At 29.8% G+C, this 24839-nt stretch carries 28 protein-coding genes and 3 tRNA genes; 10 read left to right on the plus strand and 21 right to left on the minus strand.

Going from position 1 to position 24839, the window contains the following annotated elements; all coding sequences use genetic code 11:
- Positions 1-15 precede the first annotated feature (15 nt).
- The 4 genes from ABXT55_RS03960 to ABXT55_RS03975 all read left to right on the plus strand — a co-directional run bounded on the left by ABXT55_RS03960 (position 16) and on the right by ABXT55_RS03975 (position 2896).
- A tRNA-Thr gene (locus tag ABXT55_RS03960) sits at positions 16-91 on the plus strand.
- 424 nt (positions 92-515) lie between these two features.
- Positions 516-905 carry an SxtJ family membrane protein gene (locus ABXT55_RS03965; RefSeq protein ID WP_415284022.1) on the plus strand — a complete coding sequence of 130 codons (390 nt, stop codon included), beginning with the start codon at positions 516-518 and terminating at the stop codon, positions 903-905.
- Between the two features lie 3 nt (positions 906-908).
- A complete protein-coding gene (locus ABXT55_RS03970; RefSeq protein ID WP_415284023.1) occupies positions 909-1058 on the plus strand; it encodes a DUF5989 family protein in 150 nt (49 codons plus the stop codon).
- Positions 1058-2896 (plus strand): carbamoyltransferase, encoded by a 1839-nt coding sequence (locus ABXT55_RS03975; protein ID WP_415284024.1) that lies wholly within the window; start codon positions 1058-1060, stop codon positions 2894-2896. The genes ABXT55_RS03970 and ABXT55_RS03975 overlap by 1 nt, the downstream gene beginning before the upstream one ends.
- Positions 2897-3046: 150 nt before the next feature.
- Here the strand turns inward: ABXT55_RS03975 and ABXT55_RS03980 are convergent, their stop codons facing one another.
- Positions 3047-4246 carry a hypothetical protein gene (locus ABXT55_RS03980; RefSeq protein WP_415284025.1) on the minus strand — a complete coding sequence of 400 codons (1200 nt, stop codon included), beginning with the start codon at positions 4244-4246 and terminating at the stop codon, positions 3047-3049.
- A gap of 440 nt (positions 4247-4686) precedes the next feature.
- On the opposite strand from ABXT55_RS03980, the gene ABXT55_RS03985 reads away from it, so the two are divergent.
- Positions 4687-4763: transfer RNA gene (locus ABXT55_RS03985), tRNA-Thr, on the plus strand.
- Between the two features lie 4 nt (positions 4764-4767).
- On the opposite strand, the gene ABXT55_RS03990 is transcribed toward ABXT55_RS03985, so the two are convergent.
- The 4 genes from ABXT55_RS03990 to ABXT55_RS04005 all read right to left on the minus strand — a co-directional run bounded on the left by ABXT55_RS03990 (position 4768) and on the right by ABXT55_RS04005 (position 8810).
- Positions 4768-5547 (minus strand): NAD kinase, encoded by a 780-nt coding sequence (locus ABXT55_RS03990; protein WP_415284026.1) that lies wholly within the window; start codon positions 5545-5547, stop codon positions 4768-4770.
- A 4-nt stretch (positions 5548-5551) separates the two neighbouring features.
- A tRNA-Leu gene (locus ABXT55_RS03995) sits at positions 5552-5636 on the minus strand.
- Positions 5637-5853: 217 nt separating this feature from the next.
- Positions 5854-6882: a ribonucleotide-diphosphate reductase subunit beta gene (locus ABXT55_RS04000; RefSeq protein WP_415284027.1), complete on the minus strand. Its 1029-nt coding sequence runs from the start codon at positions 6880-6882 to the stop codon at positions 5854-5856.
- Entirely contained in the window at positions 6873-8810 is a 1938-nt protein-coding gene (locus ABXT55_RS04005) for a ribonucleoside-diphosphate reductase subunit alpha (protein ID WP_415284028.1), read from the minus strand. The genes ABXT55_RS04000 and ABXT55_RS04005 overlap by 10 nt, the downstream gene beginning before the upstream one ends.
- Positions 8811-8966: 156 nt before the next feature.
- Here ABXT55_RS04005 and ABXT55_RS04010 point away from each other — a divergent pair, with 156 nt between their 5' ends.
- From ABXT55_RS04010 to ABXT55_RS04020, 3 genes are read left to right on the plus strand one after another with little or no spacing between them, the layout of a single operon-like run.
- Positions 8967-10421, plus strand: a complete 1455-nt coding sequence (locus ABXT55_RS04010; RefSeq protein WP_415284029.1) for a phosphomannomutase/phosphoglucomutase — start codon at positions 8967-8969, stop codon at positions 10419-10421.
- Positions 10405-10680, plus strand: coding sequence for a hypothetical protein (locus ABXT55_RS04015; protein WP_415284030.1), 276 nt, complete (start codon positions 10405-10407; stop codon positions 10678-10680). The genes ABXT55_RS04010 and ABXT55_RS04015 overlap by 17 nt, the downstream gene beginning before the upstream one ends.
- A gap of 43 nt (positions 10681-10723) precedes the next feature.
- Positions 10724-11866, plus strand: coding sequence for a glycine cleavage T C-terminal barrel domain-containing protein (locus ABXT55_RS04020; RefSeq protein WP_415284031.1), 1143 nt, complete (start codon positions 10724-10726; stop codon positions 11864-11866).
- A 110-nt stretch (positions 11867-11976) separates the two neighbouring features.
- On the opposite strand, the gene ABXT55_RS04025 is transcribed toward ABXT55_RS04020, so the two are convergent.
- The 16 genes from ABXT55_RS04025 to ABXT55_RS04100 all read right to left on the minus strand — a co-directional run bounded on the left by ABXT55_RS04025 (position 11977) and on the right by ABXT55_RS04100 (position 23634).
- Entirely contained in the window at positions 11977-12408 is a 432-nt protein-coding gene (locus tag ABXT55_RS04025; protein WP_415284032.1) for a hypothetical protein, read from the minus strand.
- Positions 12408-12959 carry a hypothetical protein gene (locus ABXT55_RS04030; protein ID WP_415284033.1) on the minus strand — a complete coding sequence of 184 codons (552 nt, stop codon included), beginning with the start codon at positions 12957-12959 and terminating at the stop codon, positions 12408-12410. The genes ABXT55_RS04025 and ABXT55_RS04030 overlap by 1 nt, the downstream gene beginning before the upstream one ends.
- A gap of 77 nt (positions 12960-13036) precedes the next feature.
- A complete protein-coding gene (locus ABXT55_RS04035) occupies positions 13037-13378 on the minus strand; it encodes a hypothetical protein (RefSeq protein WP_415284034.1) in 342 nt (113 codons plus the stop codon).
- Complete coding sequence (locus ABXT55_RS04040; protein WP_415284035.1) at positions 13378-16911, minus strand: DEAD/DEAH box helicase family protein; 3534 nt, start codon at positions 16909-16911, stop codon at positions 13378-13380. The genes ABXT55_RS04035 and ABXT55_RS04040 overlap by 1 nt, the downstream gene beginning before the upstream one ends.
- Entirely contained in the window at positions 16912-17538 is a 627-nt protein-coding gene (locus ABXT55_RS04045; RefSeq protein ID WP_415284036.1) for a hypothetical protein, read from the minus strand.
- A 23-nt stretch (positions 17539-17561) separates the two neighbouring features.
- The gene (locus ABXT55_RS04050; protein WP_415284037.1) at positions 17562-18062 is read right to left on the minus strand and encodes a hypothetical protein; all 501 of its coding nucleotides are present in this window, start codon (positions 18060-18062) and stop codon (positions 17562-17564) included.
- Entirely contained in the window at positions 18059-18643 is a 585-nt protein-coding gene (locus ABXT55_RS04055; RefSeq protein WP_415284038.1) for an HD domain-containing protein, read from the minus strand. The genes ABXT55_RS04050 and ABXT55_RS04055 overlap by 4 nt, the downstream gene beginning before the upstream one ends.
- Positions 18644-18658: 15 nt before the next feature.
- Positions 18659-18976, minus strand: coding sequence for a DUF6804 family protein (locus ABXT55_RS04060; RefSeq protein ID WP_271525658.1), 318 nt, complete (start codon positions 18974-18976; stop codon positions 18659-18661).
- A gap of 13 nt (positions 18977-18989) precedes the next feature.
- Complete coding sequence (locus tag ABXT55_RS04065; protein ID WP_415284039.1) at positions 18990-19532, minus strand: hypothetical protein; 543 nt, start codon at positions 19530-19532, stop codon at positions 18990-18992.
- Complete coding sequence (locus ABXT55_RS04070; RefSeq protein ID WP_415284040.1) at positions 19517-20131, minus strand: hypothetical protein; 615 nt, start codon at positions 20129-20131, stop codon at positions 19517-19519. The genes ABXT55_RS04065 and ABXT55_RS04070 overlap by 16 nt, the downstream gene beginning before the upstream one ends.
- Before the next feature lie 75 nt (positions 20132-20206).
- Positions 20207-20581: a hypothetical protein gene (locus tag ABXT55_RS04075; RefSeq protein ID WP_415284041.1), complete on the minus strand. Its 375-nt coding sequence runs from the start codon at positions 20579-20581 to the stop codon at positions 20207-20209.
- 3 nt (positions 20582-20584) lie between these two features.
- Complete coding sequence (locus tag ABXT55_RS04080; protein ID WP_415284042.1) at positions 20585-21097, minus strand: hypothetical protein; 513 nt, start codon at positions 21095-21097, stop codon at positions 20585-20587.
- A gap of 44 nt (positions 21098-21141) precedes the next feature.
- Positions 21142-21327: a hypothetical protein gene (locus ABXT55_RS04085; RefSeq protein ID WP_415284043.1), complete on the minus strand. Its 186-nt coding sequence runs from the start codon at positions 21325-21327 to the stop codon at positions 21142-21144.
- A 380-nt stretch (positions 21328-21707) separates the two neighbouring features.
- On the minus strand, positions 21708-22235 hold the full coding sequence (locus ABXT55_RS04090) for a hypothetical protein (protein WP_415284044.1): 528 nt from the start codon (positions 22233-22235) through the stop codon (positions 21708-21710).
- A 109-nt stretch (positions 22236-22344) separates the two neighbouring features.
- Positions 22345-22596 (minus strand): hypothetical protein, encoded by a 252-nt coding sequence (locus tag ABXT55_RS04095; protein ID WP_415277766.1) that lies wholly within the window; start codon positions 22594-22596, stop codon positions 22345-22347.
- A 375-nt stretch (positions 22597-22971) separates the two neighbouring features.
- On the minus strand, positions 22972-23634 hold the full coding sequence (locus tag ABXT55_RS04100) for a peroxiredoxin (RefSeq protein WP_415285451.1): 663 nt from the start codon (positions 23632-23634) through the stop codon (positions 22972-22974).
- A gap of 545 nt (positions 23635-24179) precedes the next feature.
- Between ABXT55_RS04100 and ABXT55_RS04105 the strand changes: the two genes are divergently transcribed.
- Both ABXT55_RS04105 and ABXT55_RS04110 read left to right on the plus strand, forming a co-directional pair.
- Entirely contained in the window at positions 24180-24314 is a 135-nt protein-coding gene (locus ABXT55_RS04105) for a hypothetical protein (protein WP_415277767.1), read from the plus strand.
- Between the two features lie 12 nt (positions 24315-24326).
- Positions 24327-24839 (plus strand): hypothetical protein, encoded by a 513-nt coding sequence (locus ABXT55_RS04110; protein ID WP_415284045.1) that lies wholly within the window; start codon positions 24327-24329, stop codon positions 24837-24839.

The following is a 24839-nucleotide window of genomic DNA, read 5'->3' on the forward strand; positions in this document are numbered from 1 at the left end:
ATAGAAATCGGTTACGCCCTTGTAGCTCAGCTGGTAGAGCAATTGATTTGTAATCAATAGGTCCGCGGTTCGACTCCGTGCGGGGGCACCACACAATCCTTTACTTATTTCACTTTTTGAATCTTTAGAAAAAAATCTATAACAAAAAATAGTAGAACAAAGACTATACAAAGGAAGAAGAGAGAACTCTCTGTAGTCTTTTTGTAGTCTTTTGTTTTTAACCGATGATCCCGTTCGTAACAAAGATTTTTCTTACCCCTGATCCGTGATTAAAGTTCCCGTTGCCTGTTGCTTTGTGGGGTAGCTTGGTTCAGGGCACCGGGCTGAGGGAAGAACACTAAATTCAAAAATGTGAGTAAAACACTCTATGTAGTCATATTATGATTATGAAAATTACAGTTTTTGCATAAGAGCAGTAGGTTTTAAAGTTGAAATATTAATATTGAATTAAAAGTATTTAAAATCTATTTATGTAGATAGAATTTATTTTTATTAAATAATTTTTAATTAAATCAATGGACTTAAAAAATAATAAAATTTCATCAAATAGAAACTTCGGAGTGGTTTTTTTTATATTTTTTATGATCATCTCTTTATTTCCATTATTTAAAGATGGCAATGTTAGAGTTTGGGCAGTAGTTGTAGCTATAATTTTCTTAATTTTAGGCCTCTTGAATTCATCATTGTTATCCCCTTTAAATAAAATTTGGTTTAAATTTGGAATTATGTTAGGAAACTTTATATCACCCATTGTTATGGGCTTGGTCTTTTTTATCGTGGTAACTCCAACTTCTCTTATAATGAGGGTATTTGGTAAAGATTTACTTAATCTAAAAAAAAATAATAAAAAATCTTATTGGATTGAAAAAACGCCAATCAAGAGTAAAATGAAAAATCAGTTTTAAATAATGAGTTTTTTAATAGAATTTTTGGAATTTTTAAAAGTTAGAAAAAAATATTGGTTACTACCAATACTAATAGTTTTAGTTTTTTTTGGTGGACTAATAATTTTAAGCCAAGGTTCAGCGATAGCTCCTTTTATTTATACAATTTTTTAGTGAATGTTATTTTAGGTATATCTGCATTTTACCATGATAGTGCTGCAACCATTTTAGTTGATGGAAAAATTTTAGCTGCAGCTCAAGAAGAAAGATTTACTAGAATAAAACATGATTATAGTTATCCATTTAATGCTATAGAATTTGTTTTAGATTATTCAAATCTGAAACTAAGTGATATTGATCAAATTATTTTTTTTGAAAAACCTTTTTTAAAATTTGAAAGATTGCTTGAAACCTATGTCGCTTTTGCTCCAAGAGGATTTAAATCATTCTGCAAAGCAATGCCAATATGGCTGAGGGATAAACTTTTTCAAAAAAAAATGTTGTTTAACGAACTCAAAAGACATGATGAAAAATTTACTGATGATAATAAAATTTTTTTTTCTGATCACCATTTAAGTCATGCAGCTAGTGCCTTTTTTCCATCCCCTTTTGAAGAAGCAATTGTTCTAACAGCTGACGGAGTTGGGGAATGGGCAACAACAACTGTTGCTATTGGCAGTGGAAACAATCTTGACATTAAAAAAGAGATTCACTTTCCACATTCTCTTGGGTTGTTGTATTCAACTTTTACTTACTATGCTGGATTTAAAGTAAATAGTGGAGAATATAAATTAATGGGCCTAGCACCTTATGGAACTCCTAAATATGAAAATTTAATAAAAAATGAGCTGATAGATATAAAAGAAGACGGAACTTTTCGTTTGAATCAATCATATTTTAATTATGCCACTGGATTAACTATGACAAATCAGAAATTTCATAATTTGTTTGGACAAAAACCTAGAAACTCTAAGAAGGATGAAATTAAACAATTTCATATGGATATAGCTGCATCCATTCAAAAGGTTACTGAAGATATAATGATAAAATTAGCTAGATCTTTAAAAAATGAATTTAAAATTTCAAATTTATGTTTAGCAGGTGGTGTTGCGCTTAATTGTGTAGCTAATGGAAAAATACTTAAGGAAAATATTTTTGATAATATTTGGGTACAACCGGCTGCCGGAGATGCTGGTGGTTCTTTAGGTGCTGCATTAGCTTTATGGCATATAGAACAAAAAAAACCACGTAAAGTTTGTTTGGATGATGATATGAATGGATCCTTTTTAGGTCCTGAATATACTCAAGAAAAAATAGAAGAAGAACTTAATAAATTAGGTGCTATTTTTTCAACAATGAAGGAAGGTGAATTAATTCAAAAGACTGCAGAAGAATTATCAAAAGAAAAAATTATAGGTTGGTTTCAAGGTAGAATGGAATTTGGGCCTAGGGCCCTTGGAAATAGGTCAATTCTTGGTGATCCAAGATCTTCAACAATGCAAAAAAATTTAAATTTAAAAATTAAGTACCGAGAAAGTTTTAGACCATTTGCTCCATCTATTTTAAAAAATGATTTGACAGAGTGGTTTGATTTAAATGTTGAGAGTCCTTACATGTTAATGGTTGCAAATTTAAATTCAAAAAAAATTACTAAGATGAGTAATGATGAGGAAAAATTATTTGGTATTGATAAATTAAATATTAAAAGATCAGAAATTCCTGCAGTGACACATGTGGATTATTCATCTAGAATTCAAACTGTCAAAAAAAAAACAAATAATAGATATTTTAAATTGATAAATGAATTTAAATCAATAACAGGATGTCCTGTAATCGTAAATACATCTTTTAATGTCAGAGGAGAACCTATTGTTAATAGCCCTATGGATGCTTTTAATTGCTTTATGGGAACTGAACTAGACATATTGGTAATTGGAAATTGTTTTTTAGATAAAAAAGTTCAAAATAAAAATTTAATTAAAAATTATTTAAAAGAATTTGAGCTTGACTGAAATGAATAGAGAAAATGCCAGTAAACTGTGGCCTTTGATGCAGGAAGTGAGGCTTTATTTTCTTTGGTACTTTCTATTTGCTTCACCAAATTATACAAAATATTTTTTTTTAAAATTTAAACAATTTTTTTCTATCTTTAGGGTTAAAGATCATTTTTTATAAATTTGATCTATTATTATTTTAGAGACTTCATAATAACCTTTTTCATTATAATGCCCCCCAATTTCAAATGGGAAAAAAGACTTCGGATTATCAGAATTTTTAAATAATTTTGAAAAAATATCTATTACTTTAATATTATTTTTTTTTAAATTTTTAAGTAAATATTCGTACTCCTCTTTTTTATAATTTGAATCTTCAGAACGTGAAAACGATGGCAAATAAACAAAATAAAAATCACCACCCAAAGTCTTAACTTTTTCATTTGAATTTTTTACAATATCTATCAACATGTCTAAATTCTTAGAATTTATGTTTTTTTTATTTTTTATTTTTTTTTGGTCGTTAAAAATTAAATTTCTTAAATTGTATAATTTTAAATTATGTAATCCAAAAGTATTTTTTAGTTGACTATGAAAAACAATTCTATCTTTATATTCAGAGCTTAAATATTCTTTAACTTTTGTTTCCAAATAAAATTTTAATATCTTATTAATTTCTTCATTAGAGTTTAAAAGATTTTGTGTAAAATTTTCATCTATCAAATAATTATTTAATACTTCATTTTTTTTTTCGGAAGCTAAATCACTTAAATCGTTCAATTCTGAATAAGTCCACAAAACTTTTGAAGGTTTTAAACTTATGCCGTATTCTCTTAATGTTGCATATTGTATAAGCGGACCAGTGCTCCCTATGGCTAAATTTACAACATTTCTATTTGTAATTTCTCTTATTTTGCTTCCAATATCTTTGCCTTCACTTACGCATGCTCCGTGAGCAAATGAGTCACCAAGAATTATTATTTCAATGTTCTCCTCATCCCATACCTTGTCAGGGTTTCTGAAGCCATGTCTGTCAGTCTTAAAAATATTATACATTCCATTTTCATTACAATCTATATTTTGCATATTTGAAATATTTGATAATGGAAAAAGATCTTTCCCAAAATTTTTTTTAATAAAATTATTTCGAGTCCAATTTAATGGATGTATAAGAGGTGCAATTTCACGAACTTTTCTTTCATCAAAAAATAGCTCAAACTTTGTTCTTTTGTCATATGTACTTATATCAAATTTAGTTTTATCAATCTGCTTAATTCTATGTTCTACATTTCCTCTTGAGCTGATAATTTCTTTATTTTTTAAAAATAAATATACTTCTGCAAGATAGAATGAAAATATGAAAGACATTAAAATAATAAAACAATATGTTTTGACATAATAGTTTTGGAATCTAATTATTAAAAATAAAATAATTAAAGTAAAAAATATTATAAAATATGGCTTATAGTATAGTCTCTCACTGCCACTATTTAGTAATTCAGATTTATAAATGACAAATAATAAAAGAAGTACAGAAATAAAAATTAATAAATTGAATGATAAATTTAATATTTTTTTATTTTTAAACATTTATAGCAAAAATCTATCATGAAAATTATATATTAGATATATGTGGGCTTAAATTTACTAAAGCTATAAAAGCAATTAGCGGCTAAAATCTTTTTCATGAACCAAGACCCTACCAAACCTCTAATCAGGTGTCTAGGTGATGGAATTATGTGTAGTCTTTTTGTAGTCTTTTATTTTCAAGTCTGTTGACGCGACTCCAAAAGTAAGTAGTATCAATAGTAAATGAAAGGAAATCTGATTAGCTTGTTGATTTGTAATCAATAGGTCCGCGGTTCGACTCCGTGCGGGGGCACCATCACTTAATTATTTGAAGTTTCTTTTCGTGTTTGTTCAATCTTTATTTTTTTATAAAGACTATTATTTTTATCATACAATAATTCAAATCTAATTTTCTTATTAGCTTGAATTTTAATAATCTTTGCATTTCTTACTTCAAAATTATCTGCAACTGCACTAATAGGTCTTTTACTTGTATCTAAATTTTTTATTAAAATTTTAGATTTATCACTAACAATTGTACCCTTCCACCTTCTAGGTCTAAAAGGACTAATGGGTGTAACTGCCAGCTTTCTTGAATCTAAATTTAAAATTGGTCCGTGTGCTGATAAATTATAGGCTGTACTACCTGCTGGTGTTGAAACTAAAACACCATCAGAGATAAGATTTTTAATAATATTTTTCTTATTAGCGGTAATAGAAATTGATGATGCCTGCTTACTTTGTCTTAATATTGACACCTCATTAATAGCTATTGATTTTTTTGTTTGGTTATTTTTATTAGTGACAGTCATTTGTAGAGGATAAATTTTTATACTGTTGGAGATATTCAAATTTTTAATAATATTTTCATTAGAAAACTTATTCATCAAAAACCCATAGTTTCCAGAATTAATTCCATAGAAAGGTTTTTTATATTTGTGTAATTTTTTTAAAGTTTGAAGCATGAAACCATCTCCACCTAAAACAATTATTATGTTGGATTTTCTTAAAGATGTAATGTTAATTTTTTTAATTAAAATTGATTTAATCTTTAAAGAAGCTTTTGTTTTATCAAATACTAAATATATTTTATCTCTCATTTAGTGGTGCCCTCGGCCAGACTCGAACTGGCACTCCAAAAAGGCACGGATTTTAAGTCCGTTGTGTCTACCAATTTCACCACGAGGGCTCCTAGATTTTGCATTGTTATATATGTATTTATTTATAACTCAAGTCATCAAACAACTGCAAGTTTATCTTTATGTAACTGGTAACCAACTTTATCTATCAAGAACATCTAATCGAAAGTTGAATAAGTTTTAATTTTAAAAGTCTAAACAACTTTCTTAGTGCAAAAAAAGTACCCCTACTTTAATTCATGTAGTAAGTAAAATTTTCAACTTTTTTTAACTAAAAGCTTCTGTCCAAGTTCCTTGGGTTGATGCTTTAGAATATTCTGTTGAACGACCTTCAAAGAAGTTCATATGCTCAACTGCATTCAGCATAGAATCTAACCAAGTAAGTGGATTTTTATCCACATCATAAATTGGATCTAATCCAAGTTGAGATAATCTTCTATTAGCAATAAATCTTATGTATAGTTTTACATCTTTCGCTGTAAGACCTTCCATAGGGCCCATTTCAAAAGCCAAATCAATGAAAGCATCTTCATGCTCAATGATTGTTCTACATGCTTTATAAAGTTCTTTTTTTAATTGAGGATTCCAGATTTCTGGGTTTTCATGAATGAACTCTTTAAACAATCTAATCATAGAATTACAGTGCAACGTTTCATCTCTAACTGACCAAGTAACAATTTGACCCATCCCTTTCATTTTATTATGTCTTGGGAAGTTAAGTAAGATTGCAAAACTTGCAAACAATTGTAAACCTTCAGTGAAGGCACTAAATACAGCCACTGTTAATGCAATATCTTTTTTTGAACTCATGTCAAAATTTTGCATGTAGTCATATTTGTCTTTCATTTCTTTATACTTCATGAATGCAGAATATTCTGATTCAGGCATTCCAATCGTATCAAGTAAATGAGAGTAAGCAGCTATGTGAACTGTTTCCATTGAAGCAAAAGCAGTCATCATCATTAAAACTTCTGTAGGTTTAAATACAGTTGTATAGTGTCTTAAATAACAATTTTGCACTTCAACATCAGCTTGAGTAAAAAATCTAAAAATTTGTGTTAATAAATTCTTTTCAGACTGGGTTAAATTTTTCTGCCAATCTCTAACATCGTCACCAAGTGGCACTTCCTCTGGTAGCCAGTGAATTCTTTGTTGTGTTAACCAAGCATCATAACACCATGGATATCTAAATGGTTTGTAAACCGGATTTTCAACTAGTAATCCCATTTTTTGTGGTTGAGCTATTTCTTTTTTTTCTGGTTGAATAATTTTAGTATCCATTTTTTCTACTGACATGATAGGCACTCCTCGTATTCTGGTTGTTCGGTTGTTTGTGGTTTTGACTTATAGACATTTGCGGTAACATCTGTTGCTTTAGTATCATTAACATTCTCCGCACGTTGAATTGATTTTGATCTACAGTAATAAAGACTCTTTAGGCCTTTTTTCCAAGCATCAAAATGAATTTTATGTAGTTCTCTTTTGTGAATATCTGCTGGTACAAACAAGTTAATTGATTGAGCTTGAGATATAAAAGGTGTTCTATCTCCACTTAATTCAATAATCCATTTTTGATCCAATTCAAAAGCAGTTTTGAAAACATCTTTTTCTAAATCAGTTAAAAAATCTAAATGAGAAACGGAACCTTGGTTTGTTGTAATACCAGACCAAACATCATCTGTATTTTTTCCATGTTTTTCTAATAATTCAACTAAGTATCTATTTCTAACATTAAATGAACCTGAAAGAGTTTTATGCGTGTAACTGTTTGCTGCAACTGGCTCTACTCCAGGGGATGCTCCACCACAGATAATAGAAATAGAAGCTGTTGGTGCAATAGCAGTTTTGTTAGAAAACCTTTCATTAAAACCATAATCAGCAGCATCTGGGCATGGTCCTCTTTCATCAGCTAAATCTTTTGAGGCTTGATCAACATACTCTTGAATATGCTTGAATATTTTTTTATTCCAAACTTTACTCATAACAGATTCAAGCGGAATACTGTGTTGCTGTAAATAAGAATGGAAGCCCATAACACCTAGGCCAACACTTCTTTCTTTTTCAGCAGAATATTTTGCATCATCAAATTGCTCTGGAGCTCTTTCGATAAAGTCTGTTAATACATTATCTAAAAATCTCATAACATCATTAATCATAACGTTATCGTCTTTCCACTCATCATACTTTTCTAGGTTTAAAGATGATAAGCAACAAACAGCAGTTCTATCTCTTCCATTTTTATCTATTCCCGTAGGTAAAGTTATTTCACTACAAAGGTTAGAAGTTTTAACAGTTAAGTTTGCAAGTTTATGGTGCTGTGGAATTTGTCTGTTAACTGTATCAATATAAATAATATAAGGTTCACCTGTTTCAATTCTTGCAGTTAATAATCTAATCCATAAATTTCTTGCAGAAATAGTTTGTTGTACAGTTCCATCAGCAGGACTTTTTAGTGCCCATTGTTCATCTGTTTCAACAGCTCTCATAAATGCATCGGATACTAAAACACCGTGATGAAGGTTTAAGGCTTTTCTATTTGGATCTCCACCAGTAGGTCTTCTCATTTCAATAAACTCTTCAATTTCAGGATGTTCAATTGGAAGGTAACAAGCAGCCGATCCTCTTCTTAATGAACCTTGGCTAATCGCCATTGTTAACGAGTCCATTACTTTAATAAATGGAATAATGCCTGATGTCTTTCCAACTTTACCAATTTTTTCTCCAATAGATCTAAGGTTGCCCCAGTAACTTCCGATCCCACCACCTTTAGCAGCTAACCAAACGTTCTCACTCCATAAATCAAGTATTCCATTTAAGCTGTCTGATGCTTCATTTAAAAAACATGAAATTGGTAAACCTCTTTTAGTTCCACCATTTGATAAAACTGGAGTTGCTGGCATGAACCATAAATTACTAATGTAGTTATAAATTCTTTGTGCGTGTAAATTGTCATCTGCATATGAACTTGCAACACGCGCAAATAAATCTTGAAAAGATTCGTTATGACCTAAGTATCTATCTTTTAAAGTTGCTTTACCAAAGTCTGTTAATTTACTATCTCTTGATCTATCAATTTTAATAATGATACCTTTTTCATTTTGAAAAAGTTCTGTGTCATTGCTAAGTGAAAATAAATCTGGTCCTTTATTTTTTGAAAGCTCTCTATTATCTGGGCTATACTCGGAGACAGCTTTCTTTAGTGCCTGTGATAGAATTTTGTTCATATTTTATGTTTTTTTTAATTTATTTTTGCAAAACAACTACATGTTGTATGCTGAAAGCATTGATACACCATATAAATCATTAATCAACAGAACATTTATAGAACATATAAAAAAATTATCAATAAAAAAATAAAATGAATGTAAGAAAGGTTAACAATGACAACAAATTTAAAAATAGATCCATATGGCTTCAGAGAGTATGACGCAAGGTGGTTGTATGAGAAGGATATAAACAGAATCGGAATAGAGAATCTAGGCAAAGGTTTGGGTACTCAAATTATAAAACATACTAAAAAAACCAACCCGAGAGTAATCGTAGGTCATGATTATAGATCTTACAGTGAAGAAATAAAAACTGCTCTTAAAAAAGGACTACTTTCAACAGGATGTAATATTGAAGACATAGGTTTATCCCTATCCCCTACTGTTTATTTCGCACAATTTAATTTAGATGCTGATGCTGTTGCAATGGTAACCGCTAGTCACAATGAAAATGGTTGGACTGGAGTTAAAATGGGTATCAAAAAAGGCTTAACCCACGCACCAGAAGAGATGAAAGAATTAAAAGAGATTACCTTAAATGAAAATTTCATAAAAGGTGAAGGCAGTGAAAAACAAATAGAAGGTTTTCAACAAATTTATAAAAATGATTTAATAAATAAAAATAAAATCACAAAAAAAATTAAAGCAGTTGTTGCATGTGGTAATGGAACTGCTGGAATATTTGCCCCTGAAATTTTAAGAGGTATTGGTTGCGAAGTAATAGAACTTGATTGTGATCTTGATTGGACTTTTCCAAAATATAATCCAAACCCAGAAGATTTAGAGATGTTACATGCAATTGCAAAAGCTGTAAAAGACAATAATGCTGATATTGGTTTTGGCTTTGATGGAGATGGCGATAGAGTTGGTGTAATTGATAATACAGGGGATGAAATATTTTCAGATAAAATTGGCTTATTAATTGCAAGAAACTTATCAAAAACTCATAAAGGTTCTAAGTTTATTGTTGATGTAAAATCAACTGGGTTGTACGCAACTGATAAAGTTTTAGCGAAAAATGACTGTGAAACTATTTATTGGAAGACAGGTCACTCACATATTAAAAGAAAAGTTAATACTGAAAAAGCATTAGCAGGATTTGAAAAAAGTGGTCACTTTTTCTTTAATCAACCTTTAGGTTTCGGTTACGATGATGGAATTAATTCAGCAATACATGTGTGCCATTTATTAGATAATGAAAATAAAAGTATGCATGAAATCATAAAAGAACTCCCTAATACTTTTCAAACACCCACGATGGCACCTTTTTGTAAAGATGAAGAGAAATATCAGGTTGTTGAAGATTTAGTTAAGCAAGTAAATGAAATTAAAGATAATAAAACTAAAATTGATGACCAAGAGATTAGTGAAGTGCTAACTGTTAATGGCATCAGATTTTCTTTTAAAGATGGTTCATGGGGATTAATTAGGGCCTCATCTAACAAACCATCACTTGTAATTGTGACCGAAAGTCCAACATCAGATGAAAGAAAGAAAAAGATCTTTGATTTTATTGATGATCTTTTACAAAAAACTGGCAAAGTTGGTGAGTATGATCAAAAAATATAAATATTTACTAATCTTTATCCTTCTTTTTACCTCTAAAAGTCATGCTCTAAGCCCTGAATATGAGAAGGAATTATACATTGGTTGTTACACTAACTCTAAAACATATATTGGTGCAGATGGCGCTAAAATATACTGCCAGTGCACAATTGATAAATTAAGTATAAAATTTAATAACGAAGAGATGGATGAAGTCTTCAGTAAAGAGCCTGATGAAATTCAACAGCTAACTGCATTCGCGACAATTGAGTGCGAAAAATAAAAAAAAGCTTTTCAAATAATAAAATAATTAATAGATTTTGAAAATGGAAGATAAGAAAAACTTCGGTTTTGGAACGCAGATTAGAAAATCCCCTTACTTTAACTCCACTGTTAAATGGGGTGCAACTGGTTTTTCAGTTTATAATCATATGTACATTCCTCGTGACTTTGGATCCCCTGAACAAAACTTTTGGAATTTAGTTAATGAAGCAATTTTATGTGACGTTGCAGTTGAGCGACAAGTTGAAATTACAGGACCAGATGCTACTAAATTTATTCAACTCTTAACACCAAGGGATTTATCAAAACTTTCCGTTGGACAATGCAAATATGTTTTAATTGTAAATAATGAAGGTGGAATTTTAAATGATCCAGTTTTATTAAGATTAAAAGAAAACCATTATTGGTTATCCCTTGCAGATAGTGATATTTTATTATGGGCACAAGGGGTTGCAGTAAATTCAAACCTTGATGTTAAAATTATCGAACCTGATGTATCCCCTCTTCAATTACAAGGACCAAACTCTGGAAAAATTATGGAGGCTTTATTTGGTGAAAGTATTAATGATCTTAAATATTATTGGTTACGTGAATTAGATTTAGACGGCATTCCTTTAGTGGTCTCTCGTACCGGTTGGTCAAGTGAATTAGGATATGAATTATATTTAAGAGATGGTTCTAAGGGAGACAAACTTTGGGAAAAGATAATGGCAGCTGGTAAACCTCATGGATTAAAACCAGGTCACACGTCATCGATTAGACGTATTGAAGGTGGGATGTTATCGTACCATGCAGATGCTGACATTAACACTAACCCTTATGAACTAAATCTAGGAAGACTTGTTAATCTTGACACAAATATAAACTTTATTGGTAAAGATGCTTTAAAGAAAATAAATCAAGAAGGTGTTAAAAGAAAACAAGTTGGAGTTATTTTAGATTGTGATCCTTTAACAGGACCTAACACTACCTTTTGGGAAATCTTAAAAGACAATAAAGTAGTTGGTAAAACTACTTCTGCAGTTTACTCACCAAGACTAAAACAAAACATAGCCCTTGCAATGGTTTCAATTAACAATTCAGAAATTGGAACAGTACTTGATGTTAAAATGAATGATAAAATAGTTAAAGCAACGGTTGCTGAAAAACCTTTCTACGATCCTAAAAAGAAACTAGCAAGTTCCTAGTAAGTCTAGTATTTATAAACCATGTTAACTCCAAAAGATTATATCTCCCTATACTTACTAGTTATTATCTTAACAGTAGTTTCAGTTAACTTCATGTACCGTCTCTACTTCTAATAATATTCCTTATCTTTTTTTTTAATAAAAGACCTAGATGAGCCAAGTTTCCCAACGTTTATAGGATTAAAGGGTTTTTTCATAAAACGCATTCCTCGATTGGGATCTTTTCTAGGAGCGCTTGTAAAGACAACCTTGTTCTCATCTCTTCTAGACTTTTCTAGCTCTTCTTTCCTCTGACGGTCTCTCATTTTTTGATATTCTTTAAGCTCATCAAGCTTGTCATCTTTCTCTTCTTTTACAGGCTCATCTTTTAAATAAAAAGCAGACGTATCAATATCTTCAACTTTAACTGATGTTTCTTGTGCTTTTGCATAAGCTGCTTCCAGTTCTTTTATCTTTTCGTTAATTGGCTTTGTTTTGACATAAGAATTATTATCTTTATCAAAAGCTGATATTTGCCAATCAGGTGTATTACGTTTTACCATTAGGTCTCCTTTCCTTTAGATTTTTTATATTTTAAATACTGATTAATTAAGTTTGATTGCCTGCTTAACAATCTTCCCTCCATTGTATTTAATTTCATCATTCGATCACCGCCACTGCAATCTTTAACATAAGCTGCACCCATTAATTCACTTCTGCGATCTAGATCCTTTTTAATGGTTTGATGAAACTCTTTATGCTTAATCTTAACAAAGCTAGGGCTGTTATAACTCCTATCATATTCAGACATTTCTATACCAAACACCCCACATTCTATTTGAGGTATTCGTTGTAGCCTCCACCCTATACTAATGATTTGTTGTATGATTAAGCCACTAATTGCATCAAAGACCTCAAAGGTTTTAAACATAAGATCTACATAACCTTTGTATTGCTCGGTATCTTCTCCAACCATCACATGATGCTCTGAATAAATGCCAAGTTTTATTGCATTCATTGATACTTTTTCTTTACCTAACTTCGTTTTAGGTCCTGTTGATTTTTTAGCATTTAGTTTATTTGCTAAAAGTTGTTTCTTGCTAATATTAGACAAATTGTTCTCCTTAAATTATTTTTAATTAAGGAGGTTTCTATAAAAATTTTTACAGTTAAGAAATGTTCAGTTATTATCTACTTTTGAGAGTATTTAAGGATTTTAGGGTACTTTTTTAAGAGATCCTTATTGAATAACGATCCAATGCCTAAAGTTCTATTTTTTATCCATTTTTTAATATGTTTATAATAAAAATTTTTAGAACTATCGTAATCAGACATTAGTTGATTAACTCTAAAATCAGCAACGTCCTTTTTAAAGTGCTCTTTCATTAAATCTCTAAATGCTCTGTGTTTGATTAATCGTTTCCAAGCTATAAAAGGACTTTCATTATACCGATTACAATACTGGATGACTTTATAACTAATAGAAATCTCAACAAATTCACTAACTTTAGGCTGTCCTCTTCTTTCAACCATTAGCTTTTAGTTTTTTTGCCTAAAAAATCAAGCCAGCTTATCCATTCTTTTTTGTAAACATGATCTGGGTGCCCAGGAATGGTTAGAGGCCGTTTAGTCTTGGAGTAAATTTGCCAATCTTGTAATGACTTCAGATTTAATCTTTTCACTATTTTTTTTGCTTCAGAAAATTTAACAAATTCCCTAATTTTCTCATTGGCAGGGTTAGATGATAAAAATATTGGCCAAGACTTCCATTGTTTTTTATAAAAATAGCTAGGTGAATAAGGCATTTGTTTAGGAAATTTATTATTTCTATGATTTTCTGCAAATTCTTTAGCAGACTTTATATTATGTTTTTTAATTATTTTTTTTGCCTGGTTATATCCAAAGTATTGATGTGCCCCAATAAAGTCTTTGAAATTCACCCATCCTTTACCTTTATAAAATCTTTCAGGTTTTAAAGGAATTGTGTCAGGGATAATATTATTTAGTTTTTTCTTTTTAAACTCTTTTTTATCTTTAACTCCTAAAGATTGAATTAAAGATTTTGCTCTTTTAAAACTAATATATTTATTATTGATTTTTTGTGTTGAAATAATTTCTTTACCAATGAAGTCCTGCCAACCTTTCCATCCTTTATTTTTATAATTTTTTGATGGATTTATTGGTATTTGATTTTGAAATTTTTTTTTAATTATTTTTCTATAATCTGTTAAAGAAGAAATTTTTTTTGATGATAGTAATTTTTTTGCATCATCATAATTAATATATTTGATTTGATTTGAAGATAAAATGCCTGTACTTAAGAAATCACCCCAAGAAACCCATCCAGAGTTTTCATAAGTTTTATAAGGTTTGGGGGGTATCCTGGTTGAAATAATCTTACTTTTTCTTTTTTCTCTAAAATCTGATGCAGATTTAATTTTTAGTTTTTTCAGATATATTTTTGCTTCTTCATAATTAAAGTAATTTCTATCTTTTATTGTAACAAACCCCGTTCCCAAGAAATCATGCCAGCTCTTCCATCCTTTTTCTTTATAATGATTTTGTGGTGCTGATGGTATATTTGAAGGATGTTTTCCCAGTTTAACATATTCACTAAAATCTAAAACTTTTTTAAACTTTAATTTGTGAATTACTTTTTTGGCATCTTCATAATTTAAAAAATTTTTAAATTGATCTGCAATTCTTTCGTGCCCTAAATAATCTCCCCACGATACCCACGTCTCTCGTTTGGTATAATAGCCAGCTGGATAGGTTGATAAATTATATTTTTTAAAAAAAGCTAATTTTTTTCTTGCATAATCTCGATGTTCATTTTGGGAATATAATTTAAGTTTTTGAATTATTTTTTTTGCATTGTTATAATCAAGAAATTCCTTTTCATGTTGATATCCTGTCCCTAAAAAATCACCCCATCCATTCCATCCTTTATATTTATAAATTCTATTTGGGTTTCTTGGAAAATCTTTAGGTAATTTTTTTTGTGAATATAACCCTTCATAATCACGAAGATTCTTTAATTCTAGTTTAACAATATAATTTTTTGCATCATTAAAATTTCTCCAATTTTCCCTGGAAACTTTATCCCAAACTTTTAATTTAATAGCTTTATCAAATTCTTCTGCTTCAACCTTGTACAAACTATTAACTGAAGTTATTCCATCTACAGGAGAGCCACCTCTAGGTTTTTTTCCTTCAGAAATTACTCTTAAATATTCAACAATTCTTGTATCTGTTGTTGCTAAAGCTCTAACGGTTATTGCTACATCATCAAACCCTTGTTCTTCTGCAGCTTCATTAAAGTCAGCCCCATCTGGAATAAATATTGGAATTAGAATGTAGCCAAACTTTTTACCTTTTGATAATCGAAGAGCACGTCCAGCAGCTTGAACAATATCAACCTTACTTCTCTTTGGGTCAGTAAACACCACACAATCAATTGCAGGTAAATCCACACCTTCTGTTAAACACCTAGCATTAGTCATTAACCCTTCACCTTCAGCAAAGTTTCTCATTTGAATTGCTCTATCTGATGTTGGCATATCTCCTCGAACGTGGAAGGATTTTAACTTTCCATATGATGGAAAAATCTTTGTAATTAGATCTTGTTGTACTCTAAAGTTATCAGCTCTTCTTATTGATCTATGGAACGATATAGCATTCTTAATCTTAAGTTTTTTGATAGCTTTTCTTAAGGCAATGGCTGTTGCAAACTCTCTTGCTGTAATATCTTTTAATATCTTTTTAACCTCTAGGTATTTATTAGATTCATATATTTCCTGAATTTCTGGTGTTGTTATTCCAAAGGTAATAATTTTATAATCAGAAATAATAGGTGGGTTTGAGTTAATTGCTTCCTTAAAACTTAATTCATAAATTAATGATCCATAATCTCTAGGATCATCCATAGATAAAAACTCATCGCTATCCCCTCTAAACAATCTTTCAGTTGCAGTCATAAAGATACGTTTTTTTATCTTTATATTCTTTTGGTGTAACAGATGAGCCATCTCTTTAGTTTTGGAGCCAACAGTTTTGTGAGCTTCATCCATTATACCAAGGTCATAAGTAAAACCTTTTGATCCCTTTGCTGTCGCTCTTCCAGATTGGTAGGTAGTGAACACTACTTTTATCTTTGATGTCTTTTTCTTTAGAAATTGTTTAATTAAACTTGGATCTGTATCAACTTTAATACCAAGATCAGCAGTATCAGTTACATAGTCGTCTTGTTCACCTTTAACAGTTCCATCACTACATACACAAAACCATTCAGGTTCAATTCCATTGATTAAAAACTCTCTAGTCCAAACTTTTAAAGTTTGTTGTAAAAGAGCTAAACTTGGAACGGCAACTAATATTGATTTAAGTCCCATTTGTTTTGCTATCCAAAATGCAGTTAAACTTTTACCCGTTCCACAAGGCATAATAATTTTACCTCGTTCATTAGATTTAAAGTGTTTGATAGTTTTTTTAATAGCAACAACTTGATGAAGCCTAGGTTTTAAAATAGTTGGTTTATAAACTTTGCCAACTGCTTTTGCTTTTATTTGAGTAAATAAATCCCCATCATCTAAAGCAAGCCAAGTTTCTAATGTTTCAAAACCAATACTCTTTAATAACTTTATCTTCTTTGGAGGTTTGTTGACTGTTGCACAAACAATTGCGTGGGTAATGTTATTACAATACGTAAAAGCTAAGTTATTAAAAGTAGATAGATCTCCCTTAACAGTTAATGTTTCATTAGGGTTAGATCTATATTTACATTGAATGGCCCAATACTCTTTATCAAAAGTTTCAGCTATTAAATCAATACCTTCATCCGTATTAGGTAAATTTAGTTTCTTTTTGATGTTATTTGGTACTTCATTAAGTAAATAAACTTTTCTTAATTTAGATTTGTAATGAGGTGCGGTTTCTAAATAAAGTTTAGTTAAATATTCAAAGATATCACCTGCTAATTTTGAACGTTTAGATTTAGTAAAGCTTTCTAGAGTCTTGTTTAAATCTTTCCATGATTTGGCATTTTGAATAATTTTTTTAATATTCATTTAATTTTCGATTTCTCTAAAAGGTATATCTAAATCAAAATAATCGGAGACCATGAATAAAAATATATCTTCATCTATGGATATATCTATTTCTTTATTTTTAAACCAGCCTGTTTTTTTCGTAAAATGGAATTTTTTATACGATCTCCAAATCTGAAATTGTTTTGGATCAAATGAAGCAAAATCTTTGCCATTTTTTCTAACTGAACCATCTTTTAAAATTTCATAACTATTGTTTAGAAGCCCGTTTGCTTTATACTTAAATAGTACGACTTTAGTTCCAGTTTCTGTGTAAGTTTTAAATCTTTGTTCAGCTGTTTTACTCTCTAAGAATTTAGAAAATAAAATAATATTCTGCAATTGTAATTCTTTATTTTTTCTTTTAAATCCAAATCTTTGATAGGCCAATTTAATTTTAATTTTCTTATTATCTTTATCAAATACTGTTAAAATAGAATTCACGGTTGTTGGCATTGGTATTAAATTCAAGGTCATCTTTTGAATACTTGAGTAAATCCTTATTGATTTTATTTTATCGTAATGAAATATTTTATCTTTAAATTTGAAAGATTTTTCATCAATTGATATCCCATCTGGTAATTGATCTACTGCTGGTAATTGCCCCATATTACTTAAAAAAGTTTTTTCATTTAATAATCTGCATAACTATGCCAGTAAGCTTCAATATGCTTTTCATATACAGGAGTAAATGTTGGCACTCCAAACCCATCGTGTTTTCTACAAAGATCATGAACTTCCTTGGTAACATCATCAATTTCACTAACTTGTCCACCTTTGCAACGTAACAAAATTTTTAAATTAATCGGAATACCATCTATTGTATAAACTGAATGATCTATCTTATGTGCTCTGCCAATTCCTGGTCCATCCACATAAAGCATAGGGCCAGATCCATGTTCACACTTTACAGATTTAATTGTCTTCTGGTGTAACTCGTGCAGTTCTTTTTCAAATGCTTTTTCTTTATCTCCATTAAAAAGTTTTTTTTTAAAATGCATTGAAAGGTTATAAAGCAGTACAACTTTATAAAGTTTACATATATCTTCTAATCCAGCATTAACTGTTTCTATAAATCTGTCTTTTTTTGCCAATACTATTTTTTCAGGGAATAAAGGATCTGATTTTTTCATTTAGATGAGGCTCTCTTAATCTCTTTAACTACCGTTAAGTAATTATCTTTAAGCACTTTATGGCCCTTTAAGTGTTTTGAAAACTCTTTGTATAAACTCTCATAATACCAGGCAACTTGCTTTGGTGTTGCTGTAAATCTCTTCCAGATCTTCTTACCTACTCTTTTGTGATCACTAACAATGCAAGTACCATTATGTAATTTATCACAAAGGGACACAAACATTGAAGATTGGCCTTTCTTTTTTATATCTGAAATATATTTTTTCTTTCTGGCTAGCCAAGGTGGTTTAGGAACAACAAGAGTATCACTACACTCATCAACTATTTTAGCTACATTGTTACCAAATAGTTTTCTAATTTTAATTAAGGTCTTTAACCCTCCTTGATCTTCCACTGCATCATGCAATAAACCTCCAATAGCTTCATCAGTAGTACCACCATCTTCAATAACGTTGTTACTAACTGAAACTAAATGAGTAAAGTATGGAATTCCAGTGCCCTTACGGTTTTGTTTAAAGTGTATTTTATAGGTGAAATCTAAAGCTTTTTTGTATTTCTTTTTATCTATCTTTTTATTCATTCTTTATGGATTTCTTTATCCTATATTTTTTTTAATCTTAAAGAAACCATATATGTAAATTCCTGAAGTTATGAAGTTAATTGGCATCCATAATTCTCTACTTAATTTAACTGGGATAACCGGATTATATAAAATTAAGATCAATCCAAATAAAATTATAATTTCATTAATACCACCTGCATTTTTATAGCTGTGATAAATTATTATGCCTGCTGTTATGCTTATTATTAAACGAAGAAGTGTATAGAATCCGTAAGGAAAAGAAATTAACGGTGCAAGTACTAATAAGACTGCTGGTATTAAAAGAAAAAGAGCGATTGAGTTTTTGTTCATTTATTTTAGTTTCTTATTTAAAGGGAATAAAAAATCCAGATTTTATATCTAATTCAGTTGTTAATTTTTCAATAATTACTCCAATGGTTGCATCCTTTAAATTTTTCAGGCCTTCTGGGTTTCCCACCTCAACTGTATCTTCAAAGTCTTTTACTGTAAAAACTTTTCCGATATCGTTAATTCCTACACTTACAAAATCCCCAATATTAATTGAATGTTCTAAATCATCAAAAAAAACCCAAATTAAGATTTCAGTTTGTTTGCTATCTACATAAACAGTACATCTAACGGTGCCACTTTTTTTATCTTGTCCTATTAAATAAACAATTCCTAAAACACTAGATTTACTTTTTAGAATAACTGATGAAAAATACTTTTTAGAATACTCATAACAAGCTTCATTACTTTTGAAAAATAAGTTTGTTGAATTTGAATTTATACTTTTATTTTTTTGAGAGTTATTAGAGCCTCCTTGTTTTTTTAAAATTATTATAAAAGCTATGACACCAACTATTAATAATCCCAATGCAATATATGTAACTAATTGTTCGGACATTTGAATTTTTTATTTAAATGCTTAACAAAAGTTAATTCAAAGACTCTGTATGCTACAGCAAAATCTCTAGGCATTTCAGCTGGATTCTGACCTTTAGCCAGAGATCCTAAAACTTTTTTTTGCATATTAGCTCTTTTTTCAAATTCACCTTCATCATAAAATTTTTGAGCCTCTAAATAAATTTTGTTGTCTAAAAAGTTGCTTTTTGCCTTTGGATCATTCAACATAATTGCAACAGTCATAAAAGCATCCTCTGATCCAAGCTCCAAATCTTTTTTCCCCATATAACTTTTTAAAATATCAGAATATCCCATTAACTCTTTTGAGTCGTCAAATTTAGGATCCAATAAAACTAATATTTTTGACATAATTAAACCTCTGTCGCCTGGGTTTTTTACTTTAAAAAAATGATGTAACATAAAATTTTGATAGCCATTAAAATATCCAAGCAAATACTCATCATCTAAAAATTCATTCGTAAAATCTGTGTGTGTTCCTATTTGTCGAGCTAAATTAATGGGTATACCTATTTGTGACCAAATATTTACCGCTATTGAGTCTTTGTTTTTAAAAAATAAAGATTTAATTCCTTCAAACATTTTTCTTTAACCTTACCAAGTACTAAATCAAGTGTCTAGATCATGAAATGATAACTAAGATAACAGTTATTAGGCTTATTCAATATATCCACTTTTAGCATCACATTTATAATGCTCTAAAAACTTATCATTTTTATAATCATACTTAGACATTGTCATAGTGGGTTCTGAATCTCCTTCAAATACGATCAGTTGAAAACCTAATTCATAATCTGCAAATCTTGCAGTTATTTGATTTTCACCAATATCTAATTTGCTGGCTTTAATCATGACAAATTCATCATTTTCCTCATCAAAGTATTGAAGCCCTACTGCTTGTAATGTGAATTTCAAAGGCTCATAATTCCTTCCAAAGACTGATTTCATATTAAGACATGAAATATTCAAACCTTGGTCAGCATTTGAGATTGTTGGTAATAGTAATAAGATAATCATAAGAATTCTTAACATTATCTAACTATCCAAATGATTAATAGTTTCACAAAGCTTATTAGCCTCCAATACAGAGGGCACAAGCTTATCTAACTTCCAGTTGTTAGTAGTTATATCAAAATACTTCGCAGCTTTAAAATCGATACCATCCACTATCTCAATTTCATACTTATTCTCTTTCTTGTAAAAATTGTTTAAACGATGGATGTATTCTTTAACTGGAAACTCTCCTAGGGAAAAAGTAACTCTAAAGCCAATTAAAAATGGATTAACTGCCTCAACTTTAGCAGTTAGATTTTCTCCGTTAATTTTAATTGGAATATTTTTACCCTCTAGTTGATATATATCACCAGGTTTTTCATAAGTGACAAAAGTAAAATTATTATAGACAGTTTCACAATTTTCTCTTGATCCAATAAAGAAATTTAAACTATCCCCATGAACTACTTCACCACTAACCCTTGCATAAGATAGAGTTTCATACCTATCGATCGTCCATTCTTCTTCAGCTTGAGCTTGGTAAGCAATTACCATTAAAAAAAGGATTAAATGAGCTGAAACAAATATAAGAAACCGCTTCAAGACTTAAGCTCCGCATTAATTCCAATTTTTTTGAGGGTTCTAATTATTTTATCCCAGACGATAGAATTATGGTCACTTGGGCTAATTTCAAATTTAAAAGTTTGTTTGTAGACTGGGCTGCAGTTATCATAAGCTATATAAGCACTTACATGACAGTATTTATTAATACCGTTTATTTCCATATATCAAAACTCCTATTGTTGGTTGTATTTTTAAGGGAAAGTAATTTGTAATTTGTAATGGTTTCACTCCTCTTCCAATCAAGAGGTCTACGTAACGAGGAATATAAGGAAAAAAAACGTAAACGTGAAAAAAGGAATGAAATCCAATGCATGATTCTAATAGATCATTACTGTTTGTTTAAAACTTGCTCTAATAATGTTTAATTTATGAAATAGATGATGGTTAGAATTATAAGGATAATGACAATCCAAATAGTAAGATTAGTTAAGAATTGTTTTAATTTAGAATTAGACTGTAGAAAAGCTGGGAGTACTAATAAGAGTATCCCTAGCATATAAACAAAGGGTAATATCTGATCCATCATTATACCTAGTTTGTATTATGCAACGATTGTTCGAGACCGTCGTTCATTCTGTTTTATTTTATCAAAAGTTTTCTCAATTATTTTAGCTTTCGGCCTTAGCTCTTCTTTGCTATCTTTTTCTATAAGATTTGCCCCAGCTGTTTTGTTAAATCCGTCTATTTTTTTAAAATATTCTTTGTTTTTAGATTGTGATTTACTGTACCAAAGGTCTTTTAATTGCTTGGTGTAATCTTCAAGTTTGCTCTTATCCCAAGTAATATTTTCCTGTTTTCTCATCAAATTATAAAATTGTATGAAGTCTTTTGATTTAACCCACTGTCTAATTATATGAGTAAGTGACTTATCTTTATTTTCTGGATCAAGTTGCTTTTGTGTAACTATCGCAATAATATTTAATGAATAAGACGCTCTATTAACATCATAATTAGATGCATTCCCTTGGTCACACCCCTTTAATAAGCTTAATACTTTTTCAAGATCGCTATCTGAATGTGTTAAATGTTCAATTACCTTATCCCACTTATCTTTTGCAACTTTAGCCATTCATAGACAATACACAGATTAAGGACCTTACTCAATTAACGATTGGTGAATATTAAATCAACATGGCCACGGCTACAAAACCGAGACCATATTTACTCAGTTATTGATTTTACAAGCTGACAGGGTTTCCTGGTCTGCCGTTAGGTAAATCTTTGTTTTTGATTTCAGTAACAGCGTCTTTTGCAGTACTGATTTTTACCTCTACTATTTCTTTAAGGCGGTCGTTATCAACTAATTGCTCATTGCAATAACTAATAACCTTTTTCTTAGCGTCATCAGCAGATTCTGCGTTGATGATTTCTTCTCTAGACGATATTGATTTTTCAACTACGTCGACTTTAACTTTATACAAATTGGTCATATGACCTCCTTATCAAAAAACAATAACATGGCAGCATATACGCCACAACCGCCAATCAGGTATTTAAGTGATGAAATGAGGGTTAATCAACTATAATAATTATAAAAGCACACTTTGAGCAACCTATGAGAGAACACTTCTATTAGATCGGTCATACACTTGTATTTAACTAATTATAAAAAATAGGCTCTTATTTAAATTAATAACAGTTAAGGAGAAATATAATGTTGTGTATAAATATATCTTACAAAGTTCATTGCACCAACTGAGGGGACGTCGCTACTTATTTGATAATCCAAAAAATGATATTTATTATATAAACAAAAGTACCATAAAACATAAAGGTTTTGTTTTTACCTGATTCTTAGTTCAAATTTATTTACTTGGATCAGGAACTTTACGCAGATAAGGTTTTATCGTTTTCCATCCGTCAGGATATATTTTTTTTGCCTCTTCATTTGTAACGCTAGGGACAATAATTACATCTTCACCTTTTTTCCAATCCGCAGGGGTTGCAACTTTATGTTTTGCTGTTAGTTGCATAGAATCAATGGCTCTCAAAATTTCGTGGAAGTTACGCCCTGTTGTCATTGGGTAAGTTAAGAAAAGACCAATTCTTTTATCGGGTCTAATAACATAAACCGTTCTAACTGTTTGATTGTCTACGGCTGTACGCCCCATTGATGTGGCTCCCGCATCTCCTTCAAGCATATTATAAAGTTTTGCAATTTCTAATTTTTCATCTGCAATAATTGGATAATTAGGTTTTAAACCACAAACATCATTAATATCTTCTAGCCATTTAACATGGTCTGATACCGGATCAACACTTAAGCCCATTACTTTAACATTTCTTTTTTCAAATTCTGGTTTCATTTTAGCTAGTGCACCTAATTCTGTGGTGCAAACTGGTGTAAAATCTTTTGGATGTGAAAATAAAATTCCCCAACTATCCCCTAACCAGGCATGTAATGATAATTTTCCTTCAGAGGTTTCAGCCGTAAAGTCTGGCGCTAAGCTATTTATTTTTAATGTCATTTTTTCCCTTTTTTTTATTTTTTCATCTTCTTCTAGTCTTTGTTCTTTTTGTATTTCTTGTATTTGTGCTTCTAGTCTTTGTTCTTTTTGTATTTCTTGTATTTCTGCATCTTGTCTTTGTGCTTCGACTTTACTTATTTTAATCTTTTTTATATTTTTAGATCTTTTCTTAACTTTAGGTTTTAACTTTATGACTGTTTTTTTTCTTTTGTCAGCCATCTTTATTTTAATAGCCATATGATTATTTAACCAAAAATTAATATTAAAATCTATTTAAATAATTATATTTCCACTAAATATTAAATATCATTCTACATCGTGTGTTTAATTGAATTGTGTTTAATGGTTTAAATATGTATGAAGTTAAAAAAAGTTTAAAAGGATCTCCACTTAATTAAATAAGTTTGAAATAGCTGAACACTTGTAGAACTTTATCTAATTCTGCGGTATAGTTATTTCTCAAATCTCCGCAATCATTTCAGCTATTAGCTGACCATCAAAAAATAAATTTAACAATTTAAAGTGTCAAAATTATGTTTTTGAAAATGATAAAAATACTCTGTTTTATGGGCATACATGACTACAAAACGTTAAATATTGAGTTTGGTTTTGGACCAACAGATAGAGTTACAACACTTGAATGTAAAAGATGTGGCTACACTATAATTAAAGGAGGTTAAAAAATACTTGTCATGAAAAGTATTGAAAGAAATATAGATATAAGAAGATATCTTAATTGGTCAAGAATAGTTAAGGGCAAACCCATACATATAAGATTGTATGAATTAATTTATTACGAATTACTTATAATGTGGTTTGAAATGAATAAGCCTCCTTTAAGAAGATTAATTTATGAAACTATTAACTCTCAAGACTTTGAAGATAATTTTATTAGAGGAAAAGTTTTTCAAAAATATATAGATGAAGTTTTAGAAACACCCTGTGAAGATGGTTCTGGATACTATAACCCTGACTCGAGAGAAATTTTAACAAAAGTTAATATTAAGGAATTATATGATATTAAATTTTTGATAAAAGATAAATTAGACAATGTAAGAGTGATTGATAGATACAATGGGATATTCATATTTTGTAAAATTTATGAAAAATGGTGTTTAGAAAAAAAAGCTAAACAGGTTGAGGATATAACAAAAAAAGAAAGATTTGATGTAACATTAGATCTGCCATTAAAAATTTCAAAATAA

This window comes from Candidatus Pelagibacter sp. Uisw_130 (genome assembly GCF_047722505.1).
Classification (GTDB): domain Bacteria; phylum Pseudomonadota; class Alphaproteobacteria; order Pelagibacterales; family Pelagibacteraceae; genus Pelagibacter.